Source organism: Carnobacterium iners (assembly GCF_900177385.1).
Classification (GTDB): Bacteria; Bacillota; Bacilli; order Lactobacillales; family Carnobacteriaceae; genus Carnobacterium_A; species Carnobacterium_A iners.
The window spans coordinates 500001-524464 of the sequence record NZ_FXBJ01000002.1 but is presented as its reverse complement, the minus strand read 5'-3'; the positions used below and the strand labels follow the sequence as shown (position 1 = coordinate 524464).

20 protein-coding genes (1 of these 20 only partly in view) are annotated in these 24464 nt (G+C 35.3%); 19 read left to right on the top strand and 1 reads right to left on the bottom strand.

All coding sequences use genetic code 11. The features are described from left to right. Nucleotides 1-82 precede the first annotated feature (82 nt). From glmU to B9Y54_RS02705, 5 genes are all read left to right on the top strand, one after another. Nucleotides 83-1450, top strand: a complete 1368-nt coding sequence (glmU, locus tag B9Y54_RS02725) for a bifunctional UDP-N-acetylglucosamine diphosphorylase/glucosamine-1-phosphate N-acetyltransferase GlmU (RefSeq protein WP_085558853.1) — start codon at nt 83-85, stop codon at nt 1448-1450. Nucleotides 1451-1571: 121 nt separating this feature from the next. After that, nucleotides 1572-2555: a ribose-phosphate diphosphokinase gene (locus tag B9Y54_RS02720; RefSeq protein ID WP_085558852.1), complete on the top strand. Its 984-nt coding sequence runs from the start codon at nt 1572-1574 to the stop codon at nt 2553-2555. Between the two features lie 171 nt (nt 2556-2726). Continuing rightward, nucleotides 2727-3158 carry a NusG domain II-containing protein gene (locus tag B9Y54_RS02715; protein WP_085558851.1) on the top strand — a complete coding sequence of 144 codons (432 nt, stop codon included), beginning with the start codon at nt 2727-2729 and terminating at the stop codon, nt 3156-3158. Nucleotides 3159-3371: 213 nt separating this feature from the next. Beyond that, nucleotides 3372-5021: a peptide ABC transporter substrate-binding protein gene (locus B9Y54_RS02710; protein WP_085558850.1), complete on the top strand. Its 1650-nt coding sequence runs from the start codon at nt 3372-3374 to the stop codon at nt 5019-5021. Between the two features lie 28 nt (nt 5022-5049). Then, a complete protein-coding gene (locus B9Y54_RS02705; protein WP_085558849.1) occupies nt 5050-6387 on the top strand; it encodes a M20 family metallopeptidase in 1338 nt (445 codons plus the stop codon). Between the two features lie 102 nt (nt 6388-6489). On the opposite strand, the gene B9Y54_RS02700 is transcribed toward B9Y54_RS02705, so the two are convergent. Beyond that, complete coding sequence (locus tag B9Y54_RS02700) at nt 6490-7467, bottom strand: L-lactate dehydrogenase (protein ID WP_085558848.1); 978 nt, start codon at nt 7465-7467, stop codon at nt 6490-6492. A 1120-nt stretch (nt 7468-8587) separates the two neighbouring features. Between B9Y54_RS02700 and pth the strand changes: the two genes are divergently transcribed. The 14 genes from pth to lysS all read left to right on the top strand — a co-directional run. Then, nucleotides 8588-9154, top strand: a complete 567-nt coding sequence (gene pth / locus B9Y54_RS02695) for an aminoacyl-tRNA hydrolase (RefSeq protein WP_085558847.1) — start codon at nt 8588-8590, stop codon at nt 9152-9154. Between the two features lie 76 nt (nt 9155-9230). Beyond that, nucleotides 9231-12755, top strand: a complete 3525-nt coding sequence (mfd, locus tag B9Y54_RS02690; RefSeq protein ID WP_085558846.1) for a transcription-repair coupling factor — start codon at nt 9231-9233, stop codon at nt 12753-12755. 44 nt (nt 12756-12799) lie between these two features. After that, nucleotides 12800-14395 carry a putative polysaccharide biosynthesis protein gene (locus B9Y54_RS02685; RefSeq protein WP_085558845.1) on the top strand — a complete coding sequence of 532 codons (1596 nt, stop codon included), beginning with the start codon at nt 12800-12802 and terminating at the stop codon, nt 14393-14395. Further along, nucleotides 14396-15451 (top strand): MazG nucleotide pyrophosphohydrolase domain-containing protein, encoded by a 1056-nt coding sequence (locus B9Y54_RS02680; RefSeq protein WP_085558844.1) that lies wholly within the window; start codon nt 14396-14398, stop codon nt 15449-15451. Continuing rightward, nucleotides 15448-15717, top strand: coding sequence for an RNA-binding S4 domain-containing protein (locus B9Y54_RS02675; protein WP_085558843.1), 270 nt, complete (start codon nt 15448-15450; stop codon nt 15715-15717). Before B9Y54_RS02680 ends, B9Y54_RS02675 begins: the two co-directional genes overlap by 4 nt. 96 nt (nt 15718-15813) lie before the next feature. After that, a complete protein-coding gene (locus tag B9Y54_RS02670; RefSeq protein WP_085558842.1) occupies nt 15814-16248 on the top strand; it encodes an FtsB family cell division protein in 435 nt (144 codons plus the stop codon). Between the two features lie 145 nt (nt 16249-16393). Further along, nucleotides 16394-16882, top strand: coding sequence for a S1 domain-containing RNA-binding protein (locus B9Y54_RS02665; protein WP_085558841.1), 489 nt, complete (start codon nt 16394-16396; stop codon nt 16880-16882). Nucleotides 16883-17038: 156 nt separating this feature from the next. Further along, on the top strand, nt 17039-17584 hold the full coding sequence (gene tilS / locus B9Y54_RS12690; RefSeq protein WP_234987796.1) for a tRNA lysidine(34) synthetase TilS: 546 nt from the start codon (nt 17039-17041) through the stop codon (nt 17582-17584). 32 nt (nt 17585-17616) lie between these two features. Then, nucleotides 17617-18435, top strand: a complete 819-nt coding sequence (gene tilS, locus B9Y54_RS12685; RefSeq protein WP_234987795.1) for a tRNA lysidine(34) synthetase TilS — start codon at nt 17617-17619, stop codon at nt 18433-18435. A gap of 34 nt (nt 18436-18469) precedes the next feature. Continuing rightward, nucleotides 18470-19006 (top strand): hypoxanthine phosphoribosyltransferase, encoded by a 537-nt coding sequence (hpt, locus tag B9Y54_RS02655; protein WP_085558840.1) that lies wholly within the window; start codon nt 18470-18472, stop codon nt 19004-19006. A gap of 112 nt (nt 19007-19118) precedes the next feature. Next, a complete protein-coding gene (ftsH, locus tag B9Y54_RS02650; RefSeq protein ID WP_085558839.1) occupies nt 19119-21272 on the top strand; it encodes an ATP-dependent zinc metalloprotease FtsH in 2154 nt (717 codons plus the stop codon). A gap of 144 nt (nt 21273-21416) precedes the next feature. After that, nucleotides 21417-22298, top strand: coding sequence for an Hsp33 family molecular chaperone HslO (gene hslO / locus B9Y54_RS02645; RefSeq protein ID WP_085558838.1), 882 nt, complete (start codon nt 21417-21419; stop codon nt 22296-22298). A gap of 212 nt (nt 22299-22510) precedes the next feature. Continuing rightward, nucleotides 22511-23443 (top strand): cysteine synthase A, encoded by a 933-nt coding sequence (gene cysK, locus B9Y54_RS02640; protein WP_085558837.1) that lies wholly within the window; start codon nt 22511-22513, stop codon nt 23441-23443. Between the two features lie 222 nt (nt 23444-23665). Further along, on the top strand, nt 23666-24464 hold the 5' portion of the coding sequence (lysS, locus tag B9Y54_RS02635) for a lysine--tRNA ligase (RefSeq protein ID WP_085558836.1). Its footprint extends 698 nt past the window's final position; the window shows 799 of its 1497 coding nt (coding positions 1-799); the start codon lies at nt 23666-23668; the stop codon falls past the right edge of the window.

Sequence of the window (24464 nt, the reverse complement as noted above, 5' to 3'; positions counted from 1 at the left end):
CAAGAAATAAATAAACCTATAAAATTAGAGTAAACAAAATAAAAACAGTTGATGATTAAAATAATGAATGGAGGTTACTGAAATGATGCAAAGATACGCAGTCGTATTAGCGGCAGGACAAGGCTCACGTATGAAGTCGAAATTATATAAGGTCTTACATCTCGTTGCAGGCAAACCAATGGTGGGTCATGTCATTGACCAAGTAGAAGCGACAGGTGTAAATGAAATTGTAACAATCGTTGGATTTGGTGCTGAGAAGGTTAAAGAATACTTAGGTAATCGAACAAGTTACGCTGTACAAGAAGAACAACTAGGTACAGGTCATGCAGTCATACAAGCTGAAACCCATTTGAAAGATAGAGAAGGAATTACCTTGGTTATCTGCGGAGATACACCATTATTAACAGCAGAAACATTAAACAATCTATTTGATTACCATCAGGAAAAAGGAGCAAAAGCGACAATTTTGACTGCGCATGCTCAAAATCCAACAGGCTATGGTCGTATTATTCGCAATGATAAAAATTCTGTAGAGAAAATCGTTGAACAAAAAGATGCGAATGAAGCCGAGCAACTTGTTCAGGAAGTGAACACTGGAACTTACTGCTTTGATAATCGCTTACTATTTGAAACTCTCTCACAAGTAGGGAATCAAAATTCCCAAGGTGAGTACTACTTACCAGATGTTATCGAAATACTTAAGAAGCAAAATGAAATTGTTGACGCTTATAAGATGGTAAGCGAACATGATGGACTAGGAGTCAATGATCGCGTTGCATTATCTGAGGCTTCACAATTAATGCGTGAACGAATCAATAAAATGCATATGAAAAACGGCGTAACAATGATTGACCCAGCAACAACTTACATTGATAGCGGTGTTGTTATTGGATCAGATACAGTGATTGAGCCTAATGTTTTATTGAAGGGCAACACTACGATAGGAGAAGATTGCTTTATTGGAGCACATTCTGAACTGTCAAATAGTACTATCGCTGATGGTGTACGTGTTGCTAACTCAACCATTAAGGATTCCATAATGGGGAAAAATAGCAATATTGGACCTTATAGTCATCTTCGCCCAAATAGTAAAATTGGTGAAGCCGTGCATATTGGGAATTTTGTTGAAATCAAGAATGCTAGTATTGGAGCGACAACAAAGGTTGGTCATCTGACTTATATTGGCGATGCCGACTTAGGCGAGAACATTAATATTGGCTGTGGCACAATTTTTGTAAACTATGATGGCAAAAATAAATTCCGCACAACAATAGGAAATAATGTTTTTGTGGGTTGTAATGCAAACTTAGTTGCACCATTAACGATTGAAGAGAATGTTTATATTGCTGCAGGGTCGACTATTACGAAAGATGTTCCGACAGAAGCTTTGGCAATCGCTAGAGCACGCCAAGAAAATAAACTAGGCTATTATAACAATTTGCCACATTAAGATAACTCGTGAAATTTAAGTAATGGTAAGAATTATCTTGATTTATATGGTTAAAATGACTAGTATTGAGTTGAATGGTAAACAAAGGATATTCTTGAAAATAAAGAAAGTGGAGGTCACTATGTCAGGACACTATTTTGATCCAAAGTTAAAGATTTTTGCGTTAAACTCTAACAAGCCATTAGCAGAGAAAATTGCTAATGATGTAGGAGTAGAATTAGGGAAACTCTCAGTGGATCAGTTCAGCGATGGAGAAATTCGAATCAATATTGAAGAAAGTATTCGTGGAGATCATGTTTATATTATCCAATCAACTTCTAGTCCAGTAAATGATAATATAATGGAAATGTTGATTATGATTGATGCATTAAAGCGAGCTAGTGCAAAAACAGTAAACTTAGTTATTCCTTATTATGGATATGCTAGACAAGACCGTAAAGCACGCTCAAGAGAGCCTATTACTGCAAAATTAGTTGCTAATATGATTACAGCTGCAGGAGCAGACCGTATTCTGACATTAGATTTACATGCTTCACAAATTCAAGGATTCTTTGATATGCCAGTGGATCATTTATTAGGAGCTTCTCTTTTAGCAAATCATTTTTTAGACTGTGGTCTTGAAGGTGAAGGTGTTGTAGTTGTTTCACCTGATCATGGCGGAGTTACCCGTGCCCGTAAATTAGCTGAATTCTTAAAGTCGCCAATTGCAATCATTGATAAACGTCGTCCAAAAGCTAATGTAGCAGAAGTAATGAATATTATCGGGTCTGTTGAAGGTAAAACGTGTATTTTAATCGATGACATGATTGATACAGCAGGAACCATTACTTTAGCTGCAAAAGCTTTAGAAGAAGCGGGTGCTACTGAAGTTTATGCTTGTTGCACACATCCAGTTTTATCCGGCCCTGCAATTGAACGTATTCAAAATTCTGGAATCAAACAATTGATTGTAACGGATTCTATCTATCTTCCTGAAGATAAAAAAATTGATAAAATTATCGGAATAAGCGTTAGTGCATTAATGGCAGATGCGATCAAACGGATTCATGAAAATAAGTCTGTTAGTCCACTTTTTGAAAGAAAATTTAAGGAAAGTCGTAAATAATCCTAAAATTAAAAAAACACAAGAGAAGCTCATGAGCTTTTCTTGTGTTTTTTTGTAAGCTAAAATAATGATTAAGAAGTAATGTTGCTCTTGTTGAGTTAGCTATTGCTTGTTACAATAAGGCTAGTAGAAAATTTACTTAACAGATTAGAATGGACGGAGCCAATTTTTATGACTAAATTTAAACAGTATAAGAAATTAGTTAAACCACTTGATGTGGCTATTATTATTTTATTACTAATTGGTTCATTTATTCCATATATTGTATTTAATCGACAGAATTTCTTGATAGACCAAAATAGCACAATCATTGCAATTGTTTCAATCAATGGCAAAGAAGTTAAACAAGTAGAGCTATCGGATCAAACAAAAAACGAGAAGTTTACTTTCTATCCAGCAGATGGACAATACAATATTATTGAAGTAGATGGAAAAAAAATCCGAAACAAAGAAGACAATAGTCCTGACCAAATTGCTGTGAAAACGGGTTGGATAAGTAGACCTGGTGAGACGAGTATCTGTTTGCCTCACAAATTAATTATTGAAATAAAAGCAATCAATTCAAATAAAGATTCTGAAGATGATCTCATTATACCTCTTTAGAATAAAGCTGAAATGTTTTCTTTCAGCTTTATTTTTTGTACACAAAAAAATCTATAGCTGATATATGCATTTATAATGCATATTTTATCTTTTTTTGTTAAAAATGGGGATTAATGTTGTATAATTATGTTTAATCTTGTATGATAGGAAAAAGCTTTAACAGGTTAGAATATGATAAGAAAATAAACTATAAAAAAAAGGAGAGATATGAAAATGAAAAAACTTATTTACTTTGCTATAGGAATGGTCGTTATGAGTGGATGTGGATTGTCTGATAGTCAAGCAGCTAATGGAAATTCTGCTTCGAATGCTTCAGAAAAAGATAAGACAGAACAATTACTTAATCTAAGTGTTGCCTCGGAATTGCCGACAATTGACCCAGCTTTATCACAAGACACCATTAGTTTTAGTACTTTAAACCAAGTGATGGAAGGTCTTTACCGCTTAGATACTAACGAAAAAGCCATTCCAGCTTTAGTTGAAGGAGCACCCGAAGTAAGTGAGGACCAGTTAACGTATCTGTTTACATTGAAACCTGATTTAAAATGGTCTAATGGTGAACCTTTGACGGCAGCGGATTTTGAATATGGTTGGCAGCGAATTGTTAATCCTGAAACAGCTGCTAACTATTCATTTGTAATGACAGATATAAAAAATGCTGAAGCTATTTTAGCGGGAGAAACTAAGGTTGATGAACTGGGGATAAAAGCGCTAAATGAATTAGAGTTAGCAATTACTTTGGAAAGACCAGTAGAAAACTTTTTGAAGTTGATTACTAAACCAACGTTCTTTCCTCAAAAGGAATCATTTATCAGTACTCAAGGTTCAAAATTTGGAACGAGTAGTGAAGCAGCATTGTATAATGGTCCGTTTATCTTAAAAGAATGGGATGGAACAGGTTTATCGTGGACGTATGAAAAAAATGAGCAATACTGGGATAAAGAGAATGTTGCTTTAACAAAAGTTACGAATCAAGTGATTAAAGAAACATCTACGGGTCTAAATTTATACAATAATGGCGAAATTGATTCGATTGCGTTGACTGGAGAATTTGCTCAACAATATAATCAAGATTCTGAATTTATGGCACCTTTGATGGCAAAATCTGTTTATTTAGAACTAAATCACCTAAATAACCCAGCATTAAAAAATAAAAATATGAGGACAGCCTTAGCATTGGCAATATCACGTGAGGAACTAGCAGATAACATTATGGCTAACGGCTCTAAAGCTTTAGGTGGTTTGGTAACAAGTGGTTTAGTAGAAAATCCTGAAACAGGCGAAGATTTTAGAAAAGCAGCTGGAGATTATCTAGAGTATCAACCAGAAAAAGCTTCCCAGTTATGGGCGATAGCACAAAAAGAATTGGGCCTAACGGATGTTGAGTTAGAGTTAGTTGCTGATGATGATGAGGTAACAAAAAAAGTAAGCCAATATTTACAAAACAAAATCGAGAAAAATTTACCCGGTGTAATGGTGACTATAAAAAATGTCCCTTTCAAAAATAGAATTGAATTAGGCGATAATGGTGATTTTGATTTATTATTATCCGGTTGGGGTGCAGATACGAACGATACAAATAATTTCTTGAGTTTATTTCTATCTGGTTCTGTTTTTAATGGTGGGAAATATTCAAGCGAAGAATACGATAAATTCGTTCAAGCATCTATGGATGTAGATAGTAACAATCCAGAAAAAAAATGGGCAAATAATTTAGCTGCTGAAAAAATTCTGATGGATGACGTAGCAATTGTGCCACTTTACCAACAAGCCCAAGCAATGTTATTGAGGGAGAACGTAGAAGACTATTACTTGAGCCAAATTAATAGTGTCAATCTAAAATATGTTTCTATTAGAGAGTAAAATTTTAAAAGGGAGATGTAGTTATTTTATGAAAAATTGGGTAACGGAAGCACACCAAGATGAAAGTATAACCGCATTAAAAAAATTAGTCAGTATTCCTTCTATTAATACTGGGAATGGAAAAACTTATCCGCCTTTTGGACAAGCTATTGCTGATTGTCTAGCAGAAGCACTGAGTATTTGCGAAACACTGGGAATGAAAACTTATTCGGACCCAGAAGGATTTTATGGCTATGCTGATTACGGACAAGGTGAAGAGTTAGTAGCCGTATTATGCCATTTAGACGTTGTACCTGAGGGAGATGTGAATCTATGGGATACTCCTCCATTTGGTGCAGTTATTAAAGACGAAAAGTTGATAGGACGTGGTTCGCAAGATGACAAAGGACCAACCATTGCAGCTTTATATGGGTTTAAGGCAGTAGTTGATGAAGGAGCTATTTTTAAGAAACGCATTCGCTTCGTTTTTGGAACAGACGAAGAAACACTTTGGCGGTGCATGGAGCATTATAACGCTAAAGAAGAGCAGCCAACTATGGGGTTTGTTCCAGATAGTTCTTTTCCTGTAACCTATGCCGAAAAAGGATTATTACAGGTGAAATTAATTGGTCCAGGAAGCTCAGATATCACATTAGCTTGTGGCGATGCATTTAATATCGTTCCTGGTCGTGCTGAGTTTCAAGGTAAAGATGCAAACTTAGTACATGAAAAATTGACCAAAATAGGAGTTGCTCAGACATTTGACGGAAATCTAATTACGGTAAACGGTAAGGCCGTTCATGCGAGTGTAGCAGACCAAGGAGTCAACGCAATTAATCAATTAGCAAAAGGATTAGTTCATATTCATCCACATCCAACGGTGAATTTTTTAGCTGAAAAGGTAGGTGATGAAACCAATGGATTGAGTATATTTGGTGAAATAAAAGATGAGATGACCGGAGAATTAACCTTTAATGTGGCTTCTCTTTCTATTAATGAAAAAAAATCAGAGATAGAGTTAGACTTACGCATCCCAGTTAGCTTTCCAATAGAAGATTTAGTGAAAATACTTAAAGAAGTAATAGAGCCTTATGGTTTAGAGTACTGTGAGTTTGATCGTGTAGCTGGTTTATATGTTCCAAAAGAAGATGAGTTAGTTCAGACGCTAATGGCTATTTATCAAAGCAAAACAAATGATTTAACTCAGCCACTCACATCGGGTGGAGCTACTTATGCAAGAACTATGCAAAATATGGTTGCCTTTGGGTCCCGTTTTCCAACATCAGAAAGTTTAGCTCATCAAAGCAATGAGGGGATATCCTTGGATGAACTATTTCAAGCAATGGATATCTATGCAGAAACAATTTTTCAATTGTGTTGTGAATAATCAAACCAAAAAACACATTTTTGCTTATTACGTAATAAGTAAAAATGTGTTTTTTTAGTTTATTTCATAATAAAGACGCGTTTCTTTTCTAGCAATTTTAAATTAGTTTGATTCTTCTTCTAGTGTTCTCATTGCTTCTAGTGTAATTTTTCTGAGTGTATCAGCAGAATGATTCATTTTTTCTTGTTCAGAATCGTTTAGAGGAATTTGAATAACACTTTTGACACCTTGACGGTTTATAATCGCAGGTGCTCCAATAAAAATATCTTTTTGATTGTATTCGCCATCCAGGTAAACTGAAAGAGGCAAGATAGCATTCTCATCAGATAAGATTGCTTTAGTAATGCGCGTTAATGAAACAGCGATACCGTAAAAAGTAGCTCCTTTTCGTTCGATGATATCATAGGCAGCATCACGAACTTTAAAGAACATATCAACTAAAGCTTGCTCATCTACGCCAGGGTTATCTTTGATCCATTCATAAATTTGAAGACCTGCTACGTTAGCGTGTGACCATACAGGGAATTCTGTATCTCCATGTTCACCTAAAATATACCCGTGAACATTACGTGAGTCTACGCCTGTCAAATCAGCAATAGCTTGACGGAAACGAGCACTATCTAAAGAAGTACCTGAGCCGATAATCCGATGCTGAGGAAGGCCTGAGAATTTCCAAGTGGCATAAGTTAAAATATCTACTGGGTTAGTTGCAACAATAATAATACCATCAAAACCATTTCCCATAATACTCCCAACAATACCTTTAAATATTTTTAAATTCTTTTGAACTAAGTCTAAGCGAGTTTCACCTGGTTTTTGAGCTGCTCCAGCAGTGATAACAACGATATCTGCATCGCTGCAATCTTCATAGGTAGCCGCATAAATTTTTTTAGGAGAGGTAAAAGCTAATGCGTGTGAGAGATCCATTGCATCGCCTTCTGCCTTTTTCGTATCGATGTCAATAATACCGATTTCTTGAGCGATATTTTGTGTTACTAAAGAAAAAGCATAGCTAGAACCTACTGCGCCGTCCCCTACGATGATAACTTTTTGGTGACTTTTTATTTTAATATTATACATAATGTCTAGTCCTCCTCATAAGCTTTAAGTTACCCTTCAATTATAACACTCAAAGATAAGAAGTTGAAATAGAACGAAGACAATTTATTGAAAATGAAAACACATTCATTTGATTTAGCAGTAAATTTTCACTGAGTTTGCTCTTTTTCTAACCTTATGGTCATTTTTAAAAAAATTATCAACTAAAATAGAATAATAAACCAATGAAAATGAACGTAATTTTAATTTAAGTAATTAAATAATAAATTCATAAAACAGATAGAAAATTGATTAATGGAGCAAGAAATGATGTAACATACTAGAATGGTAGAAATAACGAATAATTTAAAGCGAATAAATAAAAGTTAACTTAATAAAAAACTAAGAACAGAATAAAAATTCTGTCTTTAATAAGTATACGTAAGTTTGAAGAAAATAAACTGATTGCTTATATTCTTTTTCCAGTGAGTAATGAGTAGGTTATGCTTTAAAATCAAGAAATACAAGCATTCAAATCGCAGAAGCTTATCTAGAAAAAGAAGCAATACTAATAAAACTAGGAGGTGTCTATTAAGAAATAAAGAACAAACAGCAAGGACTATTGAAAGTGAATGAATAGTTCATTAAACTATCTAATACAGATTAACTTGCTGGAGTTCCAAATAGAAAACCCTTTGTAGTAGAATTGAAAGGGTAAGTAAAGGGTTGTTCGAATGAAGAGAAACTATATTTTTACCTGTTTATGCTTTATCCTGATGACTTCAAAACAAGTTGAAGATTATTGTGGATACTTTTTTAAAGACATTGTTTTGATCAAAATTACGTAATCAATCCAAGAACTTATTCTAGTTAAAGGTATAGCTCTAAGGCATGAAGGATAAAAATATGGTTAGTCTCTCCTATGATAAAAGAAAAAAATGCTTGGAATAGCAAAAATATCAATTAAACTACTGAAAAAACAGACTAAAAAAATAGAAAAAAGCAAGTTTTTTCTATTGTAATTTAAAATATGGTATACTGTAAAAAATACTACTGGACGAAGAGAATTTCGTGCGGCATTTTTTTGCGTGCAGTTCTCGATAGGCTTATACTAAATAAAAATTATTGGAAAAGAAATAACTGAAATTGGAGAATAACTGATATGAAAATGATTATTGGCCTGGGAAATCCCGGCACGAAATATGCACATACTAAGCATAATATAGGATTTATGGTATTGGATGAGTACGCTGCACAACACGATTTAACGTTCAATAAAAGTAAATTTGAAGCTCTGTATACAGAAACTTTTATAGGAAAAGAAAAAATCATATTGGTAAAACCACAAACATTTATGAATGATTCCGGACGAGCAGTAAGACCTCTAATGGATTATTTTAATGTAACGATCGATGATATTCTTATTGTTTACGATGACTTAGATTTACCTGCTGGAAAAATTCGTCTTCGACAAAAAGGAAGCGCTGGAGGCCATAACGGAATAAAAAGTTTGATTCAACACCTAGGAACAGCTAATTTTAACCGCATTCGTATCGGTATTGACCGTCCATTTTTCGATCAAACTGTAGTAAACCATGTCTTAGGTGGATTTTCAAAAGAGAAAGAAGAAATAATTTCGTTTGCTGTTAAAGACGGCGCATCTGCGATTGACTATTGGGTCAGTGGGCATCCATTTAGCGACGCAATGAATCAATACAACAAAAAATAAAGTAGCTCAAAAGGAAGCTCAGTAAGAAAATGAGCTTCTTTTATCATCTGAAAAAACAAAAAAAGGAGCTTATCTAGTGGGAGATATCAATAAAATATTAGCTGATTCGCCTGATGTAAAAGGTTTATTAGCAGGAATTGGCGAGCAAAAGGTTCAATTGGTTACAGGATTAGCTGGTTCAGCTAGAACTTTAGTAACAAATGCGATTTTAGAAAAAAAGAAACGACCAATTGTTTTAATCACGCATAATTTATTTCATGCTCGACAATTAGTAGAAGATTTTTCAGGTTTTGTTGCTGAAGAAAACTTGCATTTATTTCCAGTTGAAGAAATGCTTCATGCTGAAATGTCTATCTCATCCCCAGAAGCTAGAACTGAGAGAGTAGCGACTTTAGATTTTTTACTTTCTGGAAAACCAGGAATTATTGTTGTTCCGCTAGCCGGAGTTCGTAAATTATTGCCGCCTAAGAAAATATGGGAGAATGCTCGTTTCGAAGTGCAACAAGGAGGCGAGTTAGATGCAACAGGAATGGCTCGCAGACTAGTAGATATGGGCTATGTCAGACAACAACTAGTTGGCAGTCCAGGGGAATTCAGTATACGTGGCGGGATTATCGATATCTATCCTTTAACAGAAAAACATCCTATTCGCATTGATTTATTCGATGTAGAAGTTGATTCTTTACGCTATTTTAATGCAGATAATCAGCGTTCAATTGAAACTATCGAATCGATAACCATCTTGCCGGCTATTGATACACTCTACACACATGGTTTGCTTCAAAGTGCTGCCCCACGATTTTCAAAAGCTGTAGAACATAACTTAGCATTGTTAAAAGAAGCTGACGCAAAACAAACTTTCACACAATACATTACTCCAATTATAGATGCTTTTGATAAGGGAGAGCCAATGGATCAACTGGCGATGTTTACAGATTACGTTTATCCTGAACCTGTCAGTATTTTAGACTACATTAGTAAAAAAAGCATCGTTATTCTAGATGAATATCCACGAATTATGGAAACAGATCGCCAATTGATAAAAGAGGAATCTGAGTGGGTCATAGAAAAACTTTCAGAGCATCGTATTTTACAAAAACAAGTTTTTTCTAATGATTTTCGTAATAAAATAAAAACAATTAAACAAGATATTTTATACTTTTCACTTTTCCAAAAAGGGATGGGGAATTTACGTTTTTCAGAAATCCATCCTTTTTCCTATCGAAATATGCAACAATTCTTTGGGCAAATGCCCCTGTTAAAAACAGAATTGGATAGGTGGATCAAGCAAAATAATACGGTTATCGTTATAGTGCCTAGTGATGAGCGAGCAAATAAAGTTCAGCAAATCTTTAAGGATTTTGAAATCACCAGTAAAGTTGTTAAACCAAAGAAAATTGAAGTAGGAAAAGTTCAGATTTTAAAAGGTACCATTCAAAATGGTTTTGAACTGCCAACGGATAAGTTAGTGCTGTTAACTGAACGTGAGTTGTTCAATAAAGTAACAAAGAAAATACCCAGACGCCAATCTTTATCTAATGCTGAACGGTTAAAGAGTTACAGCGAACTCAATCCGGGTGATTTTGTCGTCCATGTAAATCATGGGATTGGTAAATATACAGGAATGGAAACCTTGACGATAGATGGTATTCATCAAGATTATCTGTCTATTATTTATAAAAATGATGCAAAGTTATTTATTCCTGTAACTCAATTAAACTTACTGCAAAAATATGTTTCTTCAGAAGCTAAAACACCTAAAATTAATAAATTAGGTGGGACTGAATGGGCTAAAACTAAGAGCAAAGTAGCGAGTAAAATTGAAGACATCGCAGATGAATTAATCGAACTATATGCTGCTCGTGAGCAAGAAGTCGGTTACGCGTACCCTGCAGACAATGATTATCAACAAGAATTTGAAGATGCTTTCCCTTATACAGAAACACCTGATCAATTACGTAGTACAATTGAAATCAAGCATGATATGGAAGGTAAAAAGCCCATGGATCGTTTGTTAGTAGGTGATGTTGGTTATGGGAAAACGGAAGTCGCGATGCGTGCTATTTTTAAAGCTATTCAAGAAGGCAAACAAGCGGCATTCTTAGTACCCACTACTATTTTAGCTCAACAACATTATGAAACACTTAAGCAACGCTTTGCAGAATTTCCTATTGAGATCGGTTTATTAAGTCGATTCAGAACAAAAAAACAACAAATTGCAACGATTGAAGGAATAAAAAAAGGGCAAGTTGATATCGTAATAGGAACCCATCGAATTTTATCTAAGGACATTGAATTTCAAGATATCGGATTATTGATTGTAGATGAAGAACAACGATTTGGTGTAAAACACAAAGAAAAATTAAAACAGTTAAAATCCCAAGTGGACGTCTTGACCTTGACAGCAACACCAATACCGAGGACGTTGCACATGTCGATGCTAGGTGTTCGTGATTTATCCATTATTGAAACGCCGCCAGCTAACCGTTATCCGGTTCAAACTTATGTTATGGAGCAAAATCTCGGGGCTGTTCGCGAAGCTGTTGAGCGAGAAATGGCAAGAGGTGGGCAAGTATTTTATTTACACAATCGTGTAGCTACGATTGAAAAAAAAGTTGAAGAATTAAAGCAATTGATTCCTGAAGCTCGTATTGGATTTGCCCATGGACAGATGACTGAAAATCAATTGGAAAATATGCTTTTCCAATTTATCGAAGGAGAATACGATGTACTTGTTACGACGACTATTATTGAAACAGGTGTGGATATTCCCAATGTGAATACTTTATTTGTAGAAAATGCTGATCATATGGGACTATCTCAACTCTATCAATTAAGAGGTCGAGTTGGGCGGAGCAATCGTGTAGCTTATGCTTATTTCTTGTATAAAGCCGATAAAGTCTTGAATGAAATCAGTGAAAAAAGATTACAAGCGATTAAAGACTTTACAGAATTAGGATCAGGATTTAAAATTGCTATGCGTGATTTGTCTATTCGTGGAGCCGGTAATCTGTTAGGGTCTCAACAACATGGCTTTATTGATTCTGTTGGATTCGATTTGTATTCAGAGATGCTAAGTGAAGCAGTTGCCCGCAAGCGCGGTTTAGGAGAAAAAGAAGAAACGACACAAGTAGAAATTGATTTAGGCATCAATGCGTATCTGCCTGGTACGTATATTGAAGATGAGCGTCAAAAAATTGAAGTGTACAAACGAATACGTGAATTACGTGATGAAGAAACATACGTGCAGTTACAAGATGAAGTTATCGATCGCTTTGGCGAGTATCCAGACGAAGTTTCGGATCTGTTAGTAATTGGTTTAATTAAGTTGTATAGCGAACGTGCATTGATTGAGACAATCAGACGCTTGGAACAAGAGCTCGAGATAACATTCTCTGAGTCTGGTTCAACTGCTTTACCAGCAGAAGAAATCTTTAGAGCGCTTGGTGAAGTACCATTAGGAGCCAATATGACAATGAAAAAGAATAAATTCCATGTAACGATACAAATTGAAAAAATTCACACTTACCAGTGGTTAGATTATCTTCAAAAGTTTGCAAAAGTTATTGCAACATATCGAAGAAAAAAATCTGAAGACTAATGAGAGTAATCTAAACACTGTAGTTTGAAAGGTGAGGTTTCTATTTGGATAATCAACAAATGAAAAAAACGATGAATAGCGCAGTCCTACTTTCTTTAGCAGCTTTGATTGCAAAAATTCTGAGTGCTGTCTATCGGGTACCATTCCAAAATATCGTAGGAAATACCGGTTTTTATGTTTATCAACAAGTTTATCCTATCTATGGCGTTGGGATGACGATAGCTTTAACCGGTTTACCGGTTTTTTTATCTAAACTCATTGCGGAACAAAAAAATAAAGAACAGCAAGTGAATACAATAAAAAAAGTTTTTATCTTGTTATCTATTTTTTCGCTCTTTTTATTTTCTTTAATCTTTTTTGGATCAGGCTGGATTGCAAAAGGGATGGGGGATGTACAACTTATTCCGATTATCCAGTCAGTCTCGTGGTTGTTTTTATTGATACCGCTATTAACGACAACGCGAGGTTATTTTCAAGGAACGTTTCGTATGATGCCGACAGCTGTCTCACAAGTTGTGGAACAAGTTGTTCGTGTGGCTGTTATTTTAATTGCGGCGTTGATGTATCAATTTTTGGAATGGGATATCTATCAAATGGGGACAGTGGCCATGAGTAGTGCATGGATTGCTGGACTAGCAGCTAGTTTAATTTTAGTAATAGCTTTTTTAAGAAAAAAGAAGACAGATGAAAAGTTCTCTTCTCGACTAGAAGCTCCGCTAGAACTCATCTCCTACACTACTTTAACCAAGCGTTTTATGACAGAAGGCATAGCTATTTGTTTGTTAAGTGCGTTATTGATTTTGTTGCAATTAGTTGATTCTTTTACACTATATAAAGGTTTAACGTATTCAGGAATGTCATCCCAACTAGCTAAGAATGCAAAAGGGATTTATGACCGAGGACAACCCTTGATTCAACTAGGAATGATTGTTGCAACAGCTTTTTCAACTACACTTCTTCCGGTATTAAGTCGAGCATTTAGTGAAAAAAAAGAAAAAGAGTTTATCCGCTCAGCTAGTTCAATGGTCCGTATAACAGCTACTTTTTCACTAGCTGCAACAACCGGTCTCATTGTTTTAATGCCTTATATCAATCAATTATTATTCGGAGATCGTTCTGGAGTCGGAGTTTTAAGAATTTATATGGTCGCAATTTTGTTCGCTTCGTTGATAGGTACGTATAATGCTATTTTACAAAGTCAAAACCATCATTATTTAACGATAGGAGCTTTATTAGTTGGTTTGTTGACTAAATGGTTCGTAAATAATTGGCTGATTGTAAAATTTGGTACAATAGGAGCAAGTTTAGCGACTGTATTATCGTTAGGACTTATTTTATTTGTTATTCAATTAGGTTTGCCGCATACTTTGAAAAAAGAAGCTGCTAAAAATAGGATAGTTCTAAAATTAGTTTTACTCAGTCTGCTGATGGCAATAGTAGTAGGAGTAGCAACGCAAGTAGCGGAAAATTGGCTTTTAAATGGTGGGAACCGGTTAGAGGCTTTTACTCTAACAATAATAGGTGTGACGATAGGAATTGGCGTATTCTCTTATGGCTTATTTCGTTTAGATGTTTTAACTATTCGCGAATGGCTATCGTTGCCTTTTGGTAAAAAAATGTTAAGAAAGCAGGTGAAGTGAATGGGGAGAATTAGTGTAGTAGGTTTAGGACCAGGAGACTTGGAACAACTACCGATGGGTGTTTATCGTTTGTTGAAAAGTGATCAGCCTGTTTATTTGCGTACAAAGTTGCATCCAGCTGTTTCAGAATTAGAAGAAGAAGGATTTGAATTTCATTCTTTTGATGCGGTATACGAAAACAATGGGCAATTTGAAGGAGTCTATGAGACAATTTCAAAAGAATTGCTTGAGTTAGCAAACAACCAAGATATTATCTATGCTGTTCCGGGACATCCGATGGTTGCAGAAAAATCTGTTCAACTATTATTAGCAAGCAAACAAGGAATTGAGATTAACATCAAAGGCGGGAAAAGCTTTTTAGATGATTTATTTCAAGCCGTTCAAATTGATCCAATAGAAGGTTTTCAATTAGTTGACGCGTTAGATTTAAAAAAAGATGAACTAGAATTGGGACAACACATAATTATCATGCAAGTATTTAATCAATATATTGCTAGTGATGTTAAACTAATCTTAACGGAGAAATACCCAGATGATCATGTTGTAGCATTTGTCCATGCGGCTGGGAGCAAAACAGAAGAAGTTGAATGGCTTCCTCTAGTTGAAATCGATCGCATGCAAGGTGTTCACAATTTAACGTCAATGTATATCCCTCCTTTAGCAAGAGATGATCAAACGAAGTCTTTCCAAACAGCCCAATACTATATTGATTTAATCACTGGAGAAACTGGCGATAGTTGGATTAAAAAACAGACACACGAAAGCTTAATTCCTTATCTAAAAGAAGAAACAGCCGAATTTATCGAAGCGATTGAAAAAGAAGATGACATAAATATGGTCGAAGAATTAGGAGATATCCTAATGCAAGTCTTATACCACACTAATTTAGGAGAGCGCTCTGGCTATTTTTCTCTAGAAGAAGTGCTAGAAACGCTTAACAAAAAGTTACGCAGACGACATCCGCATGTATTTGATGAGGTTGAAGCAGCAAGTATTGAAGAAGTAGAGATACTTTGGCAAAAAATAAAATCAGAAGAAATGAGGAGAAAAGAATGAGATTAGATAAATTCTTAAAAATTTCACGTATCATTAAACGTCGTACGATCGCCAAGGAAGTTGCAGATAAAGGTCGGATTCAAATAAATGGGCTAATAGCTAAATCTTCATCTGATGTCAAAGTTGGAGATGAATTAACGATTAGTTTTGGAAACAAAACAATGGTTGTGAAAATAGAAAAAATTGTTGAATCAACCAAAAAAGAAGAAACCAAAGAAATGTATACAGTTATCAGTGAAGAATCGAAAAGTGATGAAAGCAAGTAAGTAAGTAAGGTCTCTATTTATCAATATATTAGACAACGCATCCGCTTTCTTGCTATAATAAAAAGGCTAATAGTGTAGCAAAAGGATGGGGAGTTTATGAAGAAAAAAGAGCCGAAAAATATTGCTAGGCTACAAAATGATTATACAAAATCCAAGACCCTTCAAGCTCATCGTGAACAGAAAAAAAAGCGTAAGATGCTTATGAGAGTGACAATTATTTTATTGATAGGTTCGTTTGTTATTATTTTTTTCTCCTTAAAAATCTTTTTGAATGTGCAATCTATTTCAAAAATGGAAATTGAAAAACAGCAAGAAAAAATTACGTTAAAAGGGACCAAAAAAGAACAAGAATTGTTGCGAATCCAAGTTAAACGCTTAGAAGATGAAGATTATGTTGCTAAGTTGGCTAGGAGCCAATATTATTTATCTAAGGATAACGAGATAATTTTTAGTTTTCCGGAAGATAATGCTGCAAAAGTTATAGAAGAAATAAAAGAAAAAGAAAAAAGAGTACAAAAAAGTGATTCATAATGCCATTAAAAGTAGAACTACAGACAGTTTTTTGGAAAAAATACGATTATTTCTAAAGAAATGATTAATTAACAATAAACTGTTTGAAGTCACCAGATAGCATGCTATAATAAGCATACAAGTTCTAAGGAGGAAACAATTTTATATGTCAATTGAAGTGGGAAATAAAGTTACAGGAAAAGTATCAGGTATTACAAATTTTGGTGCATTCATCGATCTAGGAGACAGAAAAACTGGATTAGTTCATATTAGTGAAGTATCCGATAGTTTTATCAAAGATATCAAAGATGTATTAAAAATTGGAGAAGAAGTCACTGTAAAAGTTATGTCTATCGGAGACGATGGTAAAATCGGTCTTTCTATTAGGCGTGCAGTCGATAAACCAGTTGAACCTGCTTCAAGTCCTCAAGAAAAAACAGGTGGTTACCAAGGACGTCGCGAAAGTGCTGCTCCTCGTAGTGGTGGATACCAAAGCCAACGTGGTAACGCTCGTGGAATGAAGAGTGTAGAACCTAAAAAAGATGATTTTGATTCATTGATGTCATCATTTTTAAAAGATAGTGATGATCGCTTAACTATATTAAAACGAAGTACTGAAGGGAAACGCGGCGGTCGAGGCGGACGTCGTAATTAAAAAGAAAAACCAAGGATAAGGAGACTTATCCTTTTTTATATTTATCGTTCTTTGTTATTATAGGAAGAAGTTAAATAAATAATAGAAAAAGCAACTGGAAAATGGTAAATAGTTAAGTATAAGAGAATTAAACTTATTATACGGGGTGAGAGGGAAATGGAAGTGTCTTCTGATTTTACGGAAAAATGTCAACAACATCTTCTTTGGAAGTCCTCGGATCGACTATTGATTGCTGTTTCTGGTGGAGTTGATTCAATGGTTTTATTAGATTTAATTCAGCGGTTACCAGATACTTTGCGTCCTTGGTACGGTGTTGTTCATGTAAATCATGAATTACGCGCTGTATCTATGGAAGAAGAACGTTTTTTGAAAGAGCAGTGTCGTTTAAAAAACGTTCCTTATTTTAGTCGTCATTGGGATAGTAAAAAACATCCTGAAACAGGAGTAGAGCTAGCAGCTCGTAATTTCAGGTATGCTTTTTTCAAAGAGACAATGCAAGTAGTTAAAGCCACACATCTTTTAACAGCTCATCACGCAGATGATCAATTAGAAACCATTTTAATGCGATTAGTACGCGGTGGACAATTAGAAGGTATGACGGGTATTCAGGCACAACGTCCTTTTGGAATAGGTTTACTTGTTCGACCATTGTTGCATTATTCTAAAGAACAAATTTACGCATATAGCAAGCTCGTCATCTAGATTATTACGAAGATGAGACAAACGTAGATTTGTTGTATACCCGTAATCGTTACCGCCAAAAAATTGCCCCTCTGTTAAAACTTGAAAACAGACAAGTTTTAACTCATTTTAAAGATTTTTCAGCTGATTTATCGGATGTCTTATTTTTAGCTAACCAAGTCATTCAACAAAAATCTGAACAGATATTATTGGAAAGTAAATCTGATTTTTATGAACTAGATAGAAGTGTATTACTGAGTTGTGAACCTGAAACTCAAAGACAAGTCTTAAAGCATATTTTAATAGAAAAGGTTTATCATGCTTATCCAGTTGAAATGCTTAGAAAACAAGTAGAAGAATTACTGGGTTTAATGACTGGGACTAAGTCTAATGCTCAACTAGATTTGCCAGATGGCTGGAAGGCTAGACGTGAATATCAGCACTTTTATTTAGAAAAAAATAAATTTAGTGAATCCCTTCTTCTTCGAAAAGAAAGAAAGCTTTTGCTTGGTCAATGGGTTTCTATAACGAACGGTGCGCGTATTGGCTTATTTCAGATAGAAGCCAATACTACTTCACCTTTTGAAAAAGACGAGCACATTTGGATTGAACCAAGTAAAGTTAGTTTACCTCTACTCATTCGACATCGTAAGCCTGGAGATCGAATGACATTAAAAGGAATGGATATAGGCCATAAAAAAATTAAAACTATTTTAATTGATCAAAAAATACCTTTAAAAGCACGAGAAGAAATGCTTATATTAACCGATTCTTTAGATGAAATTATCTGGTTGTTAAAATATAAGGAATCTAGATTGTCTATTCAACGCGAAACTGATAAAATACAATACATACTCGTTTACCAAAGATAAAAGAGGCCGTATTGAAAGGGAGAACTTAAAAACTATGAAAAATGATATTGAACGTGTGCTTTTCTCAAGAGAAGTACTGGCAGAAAGAACAAGTGAACTAGGTAAACAACTGACGATTGATTATAAAGGGAAGACTCCGTTAGTTGTTGGAATTTTAAAAGGGGCAACACCTTTCTTGTCAGACTTGATAAAAGAAATGGATATTTATCTTGAGATGGACTTCATGGATGTTTCAAGTTATGGAGGGGGTATCACTTCTTCAGGTGAAGTAAAGATTCTTAAAGATTTAGATACAAATGTTGAAGGAAAAGATTTATTGATTGTTGAAGATATCATTGATAGTGGACGAACGTTGAATTACCTAATAGAAATGTTTCGTTACCGTAAAGCAAAATCAATTAAAATTGTTACGTTGCTAGACAAACCTGAAGGACGAGTAGTTGATATGAAAGCTGATTATGTTGGTTTCTTAGTTCCCAATGAATTTGTAGTTGGTTATGGTTTAGATTATGATGAAAAGTATCGTAACCTACCTTACATTGGTATCTTAAAACCGGAAATTTATCAGTAGAAATAAATGGTCAATGATGGTCAAATGTGATATGATGACATGGATTTAATATGTTGAAAATAAAAAATACAGAAAAAAACTATGAAGGTTTATTTGTAGAAGGAGGGCAACAATGAAAAAAGGACTCTTAAAAAATGGAGTCTTCTATGCAATCGTATTTCTAGGAATTATTGGAATCGTGACCTGGGCAACAGGTGGCTCATCTGGTGAACAAACTACTGAAATTCCAGCTAGTGAATTCGTAACGCAATTAGAAGAAAATGAAATCAAAAAATACACAATCCAACCTAATGCTGGTGTATATAAAATCACTGGAGAATATCGCGAAGCTCAACCTTTGAAAAAAGAGTCTGATTCAGCAATCAGTATTTTTGGTTCAACAGAAACATCTAGCAAAAATTTCACAACATCTGTTTTACAAAATGACTCAACCGTAAGTGAAATTAATTCTCTTGCAAAAGAAAATAAAATAGAAGTAGCACCACTTCCTGAGGAATCTACAGGCATCTGGGTAACATTGTTAGTTTCTGTTTTACCTTTAGTCATTTTTGTATTCTTCATCTATATGATGATGGGGCAAAGTGGACAAGCCGGCGGTGGCGGTAAAGGTGGACGCGGTGTCATGAATTTTGGCAAATCAAAAGCAAAAGAATCTGATAATAAAGCTAATAAAGTTCGTTTTTCTGACGTTGCTGGTGCAGATGAAGAAAAAGAAGAACTTGTTGAAGTTGTTGAATTCTTAAAGGATCCAAGACGTTTTTCTGAACTTGGCGCACGTATCCCAGCAGGTGTTTTATTAGAAGGACCTCCTGGTACGGGTAAAACATTGCTTGCTAAGGCTGTTGCTGGTGAAGCTGGCGTACCATTTTATTCTATTTCCGGTTCAGATTTCGTTGAGATGTTTGTCGGAGTAGGAGCAAGTCGTGTGCGTGATTTATTTGAAAATGCGAAGAAAACTGCACCATCGATTATCTTTATCGACGAAATTGATGCAGTAGGTCGTCAACGTGGCGCAGGAATGGGTGGCGGACATGATGAGCGCGAGCAAACGTTGAACCAATTATTGGTTGAATTAGATGGTTTCTCTGGTAATGAAGGAGTTATCGTTATTGCTGCAACAAACCGCTCTGATGTTTTAGATCCTGCTTTGTTACGTCCAGGTCGTTTTGACCGTCAAATTTTAGTGGGACATCCAGATGTTAAGGGACGCGAAGCTATCTTGAAGGTCCACGCTAAAAATAAACCGATTAGTAAAAATGTAGACTTAAAAGTTATTGCAACTCAAACACCAGGTTTTTCGGGTGCCGATTTAGAAAACCTATTGAATGAAGCAGCTCTAGTAGCAGCAAGACGCAATAAGAAAACGATTGATGCATTAGATTTAGATGAAGCTCAAGACCGAGTAATTGCAGGTCCAGCTAAGAGAAATCGTGTGATTAGTAAAGTTGAACGAGCAATGATCGCCTATCATGAAGCAGGTCACACAATTTGTGGAATGGTTTTAAGTGATGCCCGTGTTGTTCATAAAGTAACGATTGTTCCTCGTGGGAGAGCTGGCGGATACGCCATTATGCTTCCTAAAGAAGATCGTTTCTTAATGACTAAAAAAGAAATGACTGAACAGATTGTAGGCTTGCTAGGTGGACGTGTAGCAGAAGAATTAGTTTTTGACTCACAATCATCAGGTGCAAGTAACGACTTCCAACAAGCTACTGCTATAGCTAGAAGTATGGTAACCGAATATGGAATGAGTGATAAATTAGGCCCAGTTCAATATGAGGGAAATCATCAAGTCTTTGTTGGACGCGATTTCGGTCAAACTAAAGCGTACTCTGAGCAAGTAGCATTTGAAATCGATCAAGAAGTTCGCAGTATTGTTGTCGCAGCGCACGATCAAGCTCGTCAGATTCTTGAAGAGCATAAAGATGCGCATAAACTGATTGCTGAAAAATTACTTGAACTAGAAACTCTAGACGAGCGTACTATCAAGAGCTTATTTGAAACAGGCGAAATGCCTGAACCAGTAAACTCTTCGCAAGATGAATTTCCTCATGAAGAAACTGAAGGAAAAACATTCGAAGAAATTAAACGTGCAAGAGAAAAAAAAGAAGCAGATCGTTTAAAGAACGAATTTAAAAAACGTACACCACAAAAAGACGCTGAAGAAATTGCAGAAGATGTAAAAAAAGAATTAGGCGTCGATGAAGATAATCACAAACAAAGAAATGCACCAGATAAAAATGATGATGATTTAACTAGTCATTAATTCATACTATAAAAAGAAGGATGCGTGTATTAGCGCTCCTTCTTTTTATTCACTATTAAATAATAAGAACACTTACTTTACTTTAGTAATTTTCTGAATTAAAGTAAGAATAAACTAAAAACGATTGACGAAGGAGTTAAATAAATGTCAGACTATTTATTGAAAAGTTTAGGTTATAATGGTGAGGTCCGTGTGTATGCTGTTGATGCTACAGAAACTGTTGCAGAGGCTCAACGTAGACATGGAACTTGGAGTGCAGCTTCTGCAGCTTTAGGCCGAACAATGATAGGTGGGATTTTACTTGGAGCTACCTTAAAAGGTGAAGAGAAAATGACGATAAAAGTTGAAGGTGACGGTCCAGCAGGCCACATTATTGTTGATAGCAATGGAAAAGGCGAAGTGAAAGGCTATATCGCTAATCCAAAAATTAGTCTTGCATTAAATGAAGCTGGAAAAATTGATGTTCGTGCAGCAGTAGGGACGCAAGGTACGTTAACGGTGACTAAGGATTTAGGAATGAAAGAAGCTTTTTCTGGACAAGTTCCGTTAGTAAGTGGAGAGTTAGGTGAAGATTTCACCTATTATATGGCGACCTCAGAACAAACTCCATCTGCAATTGGGTTAAGTGTATTAGTTGATACCGATGATTCTATTAAGGCAGCTGGAGGTTTTATGATTCAAGTGATGCCAGGCGCTACAGATGAAACAATCACAGCTCTTGAAAACCGCTTAGCTTCTATTCCAATGATTTCTCAATTAATGGAAGAAGGAGAAAGTCCAGAATCTATTTTAAATCGTCTAGTAGGCGAAGGAAATGTTAAAATTTTAGAAAAATTACCAGTATCCTTTAAATGTGAATGCTCAAAAGAACGTTTTGCAACGGCAATAATTACTCTTGGCGTAGAAGAAATTACTAGCATGATTGAAGAAGATCAAGGCGCTGAAGCGAGTTGCCATTTTTGTGGTAATCAATACCATTTTGATGTTGCGGACCTAGAAAGTTTAAAAGTGGAAGCCGTTAGTTAAGGAAAGATTTAGAAAAGTAAATAAAAGATATAGAAAAAGGGAATAAGTACAGAATAGTTTAAATTAGACTGAACTTATTCGCTTTTTTACCGTTGCTTAGTAACTTTTTTCTTATACTTGCTAAAGCAGTAGATAAATAGATTATACTTGCTATTAAGCCCAAGAAACTCTAAAATCATTTAATAAAGAAACTATTGAGGAGGAATAAGCCAATGGTAAAAGTTGTTACAAGCGTCACAGATTTAATTGGAGATACACCTTTATTAAAGCTATCGAACAAGATTGTGCCAATGGGTGCAGCAGATGTTTATGTTAAGATAGAATCTTCAAACATCGGTGGAAGTATCAAAGATCGGATAGCAATGAATATGATTGAAGTCGCCGAACAAGAAGGTAAGTTAAAAGTAGGAGATACTATTATTGAACCAACTAGTGGAAATACAGGTATCGGAATAGCGATGATTGCCGCAGCAAAAGGTTATAAAGCTGTCTTTGTTATGCCTGATACTATGAGCATTGAACGTCGTAAATTATTAAAAGCTTATGGTGCAGAACTAGTATTAACACCTGGTGTAGGTGGAATTAAAGAATCTATCGTAAAAGCTAGAGAGATAGCTAGTCAACCGGGTTATTTTATGCCACTACAATTTGAAAATATGGCTAATCCTGCTGTTCATGTAGCAACTACAGGTCCTGAAATCTTAGCAGCTTTCGATGGCGAATCGTTAGATGCATTTGTCGCTACTGTTGGAACAGGTGGTACATTAACAGGTGTTGGGAAAGTTTTAAAACAGGCAAATCCGAATACGAAAATATATGCCTTAGAGCCTACGGAGTCACCCGTTTTGAGTGGCGGAAAACCTAGTCCTCATAAAATCCAAGGAATCGGAACAGGATTCGTACCCATAGTATTAGATACGCTCGTCTATGATGAAGTTTTACACGTTACAAGTGAAGAAGCTTTTGAAATGACTCGTAAAGTAGCTTTAATGGAGGGATTATTAGTTGGTATTTCCTCAGGTGCAGCTATTAAAGGTGCGATAGATGTAGCCATTAAATTAGGCTCAGGTAAAAAAGTTGTTACAATTGCTCCTGATAATGGAGAACGTTATCTTTCAACAGCCTTATTTCCTAATGAAGATTGAGAACAAGATAAAAAGAAATAGTTTTCAAACACGCCCTAATTTAAGTGGAAAAAAGATTAACTAAAAAATAGCGTGAAAAATCATGAAAATATAAATAGATAAGAAAGCAAGTGAGAGAATAGATAAGAACTTCTTTAATTCACTTGCTTTTTTTGTACGGTCTTGGCATTATTAAGGAGACAACGTAACAAATGGATGAATAAGAGAAATGGAGTGGGAAACATGAGTCACGAAGAAATACATGAAGAAATGAATGATCAATTACAAGTCCGACGAGAAAAGATGACCCATCTACGTGAACGTGGAATTGATCCTTTTGGTGGACGTTTTGATCGAACACATTTATCGAATGAAGTACATGCTAACTATGATAAATTTACAAAAGAAGAAATTGCCGAAAAAGAAGATGTTGTAACGGTTGCTGGTCGGATAATGACCAAGCGTGGAAAAGGAAAAGTTGGTTTTGCACACCTGAAAGATTGCAAGGGGACTATTCAGGTTTACGTGCGTAAAGATACTGTCGGTGACGAAGACTATCAAACATTTGATAGTGCTGATTTAGGTGACTTTATTGGAGTTACAGGAACAGTTATGAAAACAAATACAGGTGAAGTAACCATTAAACCAACGACTATTGTACAACTGTCGAAAGCTTTAAGACCTTTGCCAGATAAGTATCACGGATTAACTAATATCGAACAACGTTACAGACAACGTTACTTAGATTTGATTAGCAATCAAGAAAGTTTCGATCGCTTTACTAAACGTAGTGAGATTATTAGAGAAATTCGTACTTTTTTAAATGCAAAAGATTACTTAGAAGTAGAAACACCAACTTTGCATAATCTTGCTGGTGGAGCTGCTGCACGACCATTTATTACGCACCACAATGCTTTGGACATGGAATTGTATCTCCGTATTGCGTTAGAATTACATTTAAAACGTTTAATAGTCGGTGGTATGGAAAAAGTTTATGAAATTGGTAGAGTATTCCGTAACGAAGGGATAGACACAACCCATA

Excerpts from the sequence above, each read along its gene's own strand:
- glmU (WP_085558853.1), top strand. The coding sequence starts at position 83 with ATGATGCAAAGATACGCAGTCGTATTAGCGGCAGGACAAGGCTCACGT.
- B9Y54_RS02720 (WP_085558852.1), top strand. The coding sequence starts at position 1,572 with ATGTCAGGACACTATTTTGATCCAAAGTTAAAGATTTTTGCGTTAAAC.
- B9Y54_RS02715 (WP_085558851.1), top strand. The coding sequence starts at position 2,727 with ATGACTAAATTTAAACAGTATAAGAAATTAGTTAAACCACTTGATGTG.
- B9Y54_RS02710 (WP_085558850.1), top strand. The coding sequence starts at position 3,372 with ATGAAAAAACTTATTTACTTTGCTATAGGAATGGTCGTTATGAGTGGA.
- B9Y54_RS02705 (WP_085558849.1), top strand. The coding sequence starts at position 5,050 with ATGAAAAATTGGGTAACGGAAGCACACCAAGATGAAAGTATAACCGCA.
- B9Y54_RS02700 (WP_085558848.1), bottom strand. The coding sequence starts at position 7,467 with ATGTATAATATTAAAATAAAAAGTCACCAAAAAGTTATCATCGTAGGG.
- pth (WP_085558847.1), top strand. The coding sequence starts at position 8,588 with ATGAAAATGATTATTGGCCTGGGAAATCCCGGCACGAAATATGCACAT.
- B9Y54_RS02680 (WP_085558844.1), top strand. The coding sequence starts at position 14,396 with ATGGGGAGAATTAGTGTAGTAGGTTTAGGACCAGGAGACTTGGAACAA.
- B9Y54_RS02675 (WP_085558843.1), top strand. The coding sequence starts at position 15,448 with ATGAGATTAGATAAATTCTTAAAAATTTCACGTATCATTAAACGTCGT.
- B9Y54_RS02670 (WP_085558842.1), top strand. The coding sequence starts at position 15,814 with ATGAAGAAAAAAGAGCCGAAAAATATTGCTAGGCTACAAAATGATTAT.
- B9Y54_RS02665 (WP_085558841.1), top strand. The coding sequence starts at position 16,394 with ATGTCAATTGAAGTGGGAAATAAAGTTACAGGAAAAGTATCAGGTATT.
- tilS (WP_234987796.1), top strand. The coding sequence starts at position 17,039 with ATGGAAGTGTCTTCTGATTTTACGGAAAAATGTCAACAACATCTTCTT.
- hpt (WP_085558840.1), top strand. The coding sequence starts at position 18,470 with ATGAAAAATGATATTGAACGTGTGCTTTTCTCAAGAGAAGTACTGGCA.
- ftsH (WP_085558839.1), top strand. The coding sequence starts at position 19,119 with ATGAAAAAAGGACTCTTAAAAAATGGAGTCTTCTATGCAATCGTATTT.
- hslO (WP_085558838.1), top strand. The coding sequence starts at position 21,417 with ATGTCAGACTATTTATTGAAAAGTTTAGGTTATAATGGTGAGGTCCGT.
- cysK (WP_085558837.1), top strand. The coding sequence starts at position 22,511 with ATGGTAAAAGTTGTTACAAGCGTCACAGATTTAATTGGAGATACACCT.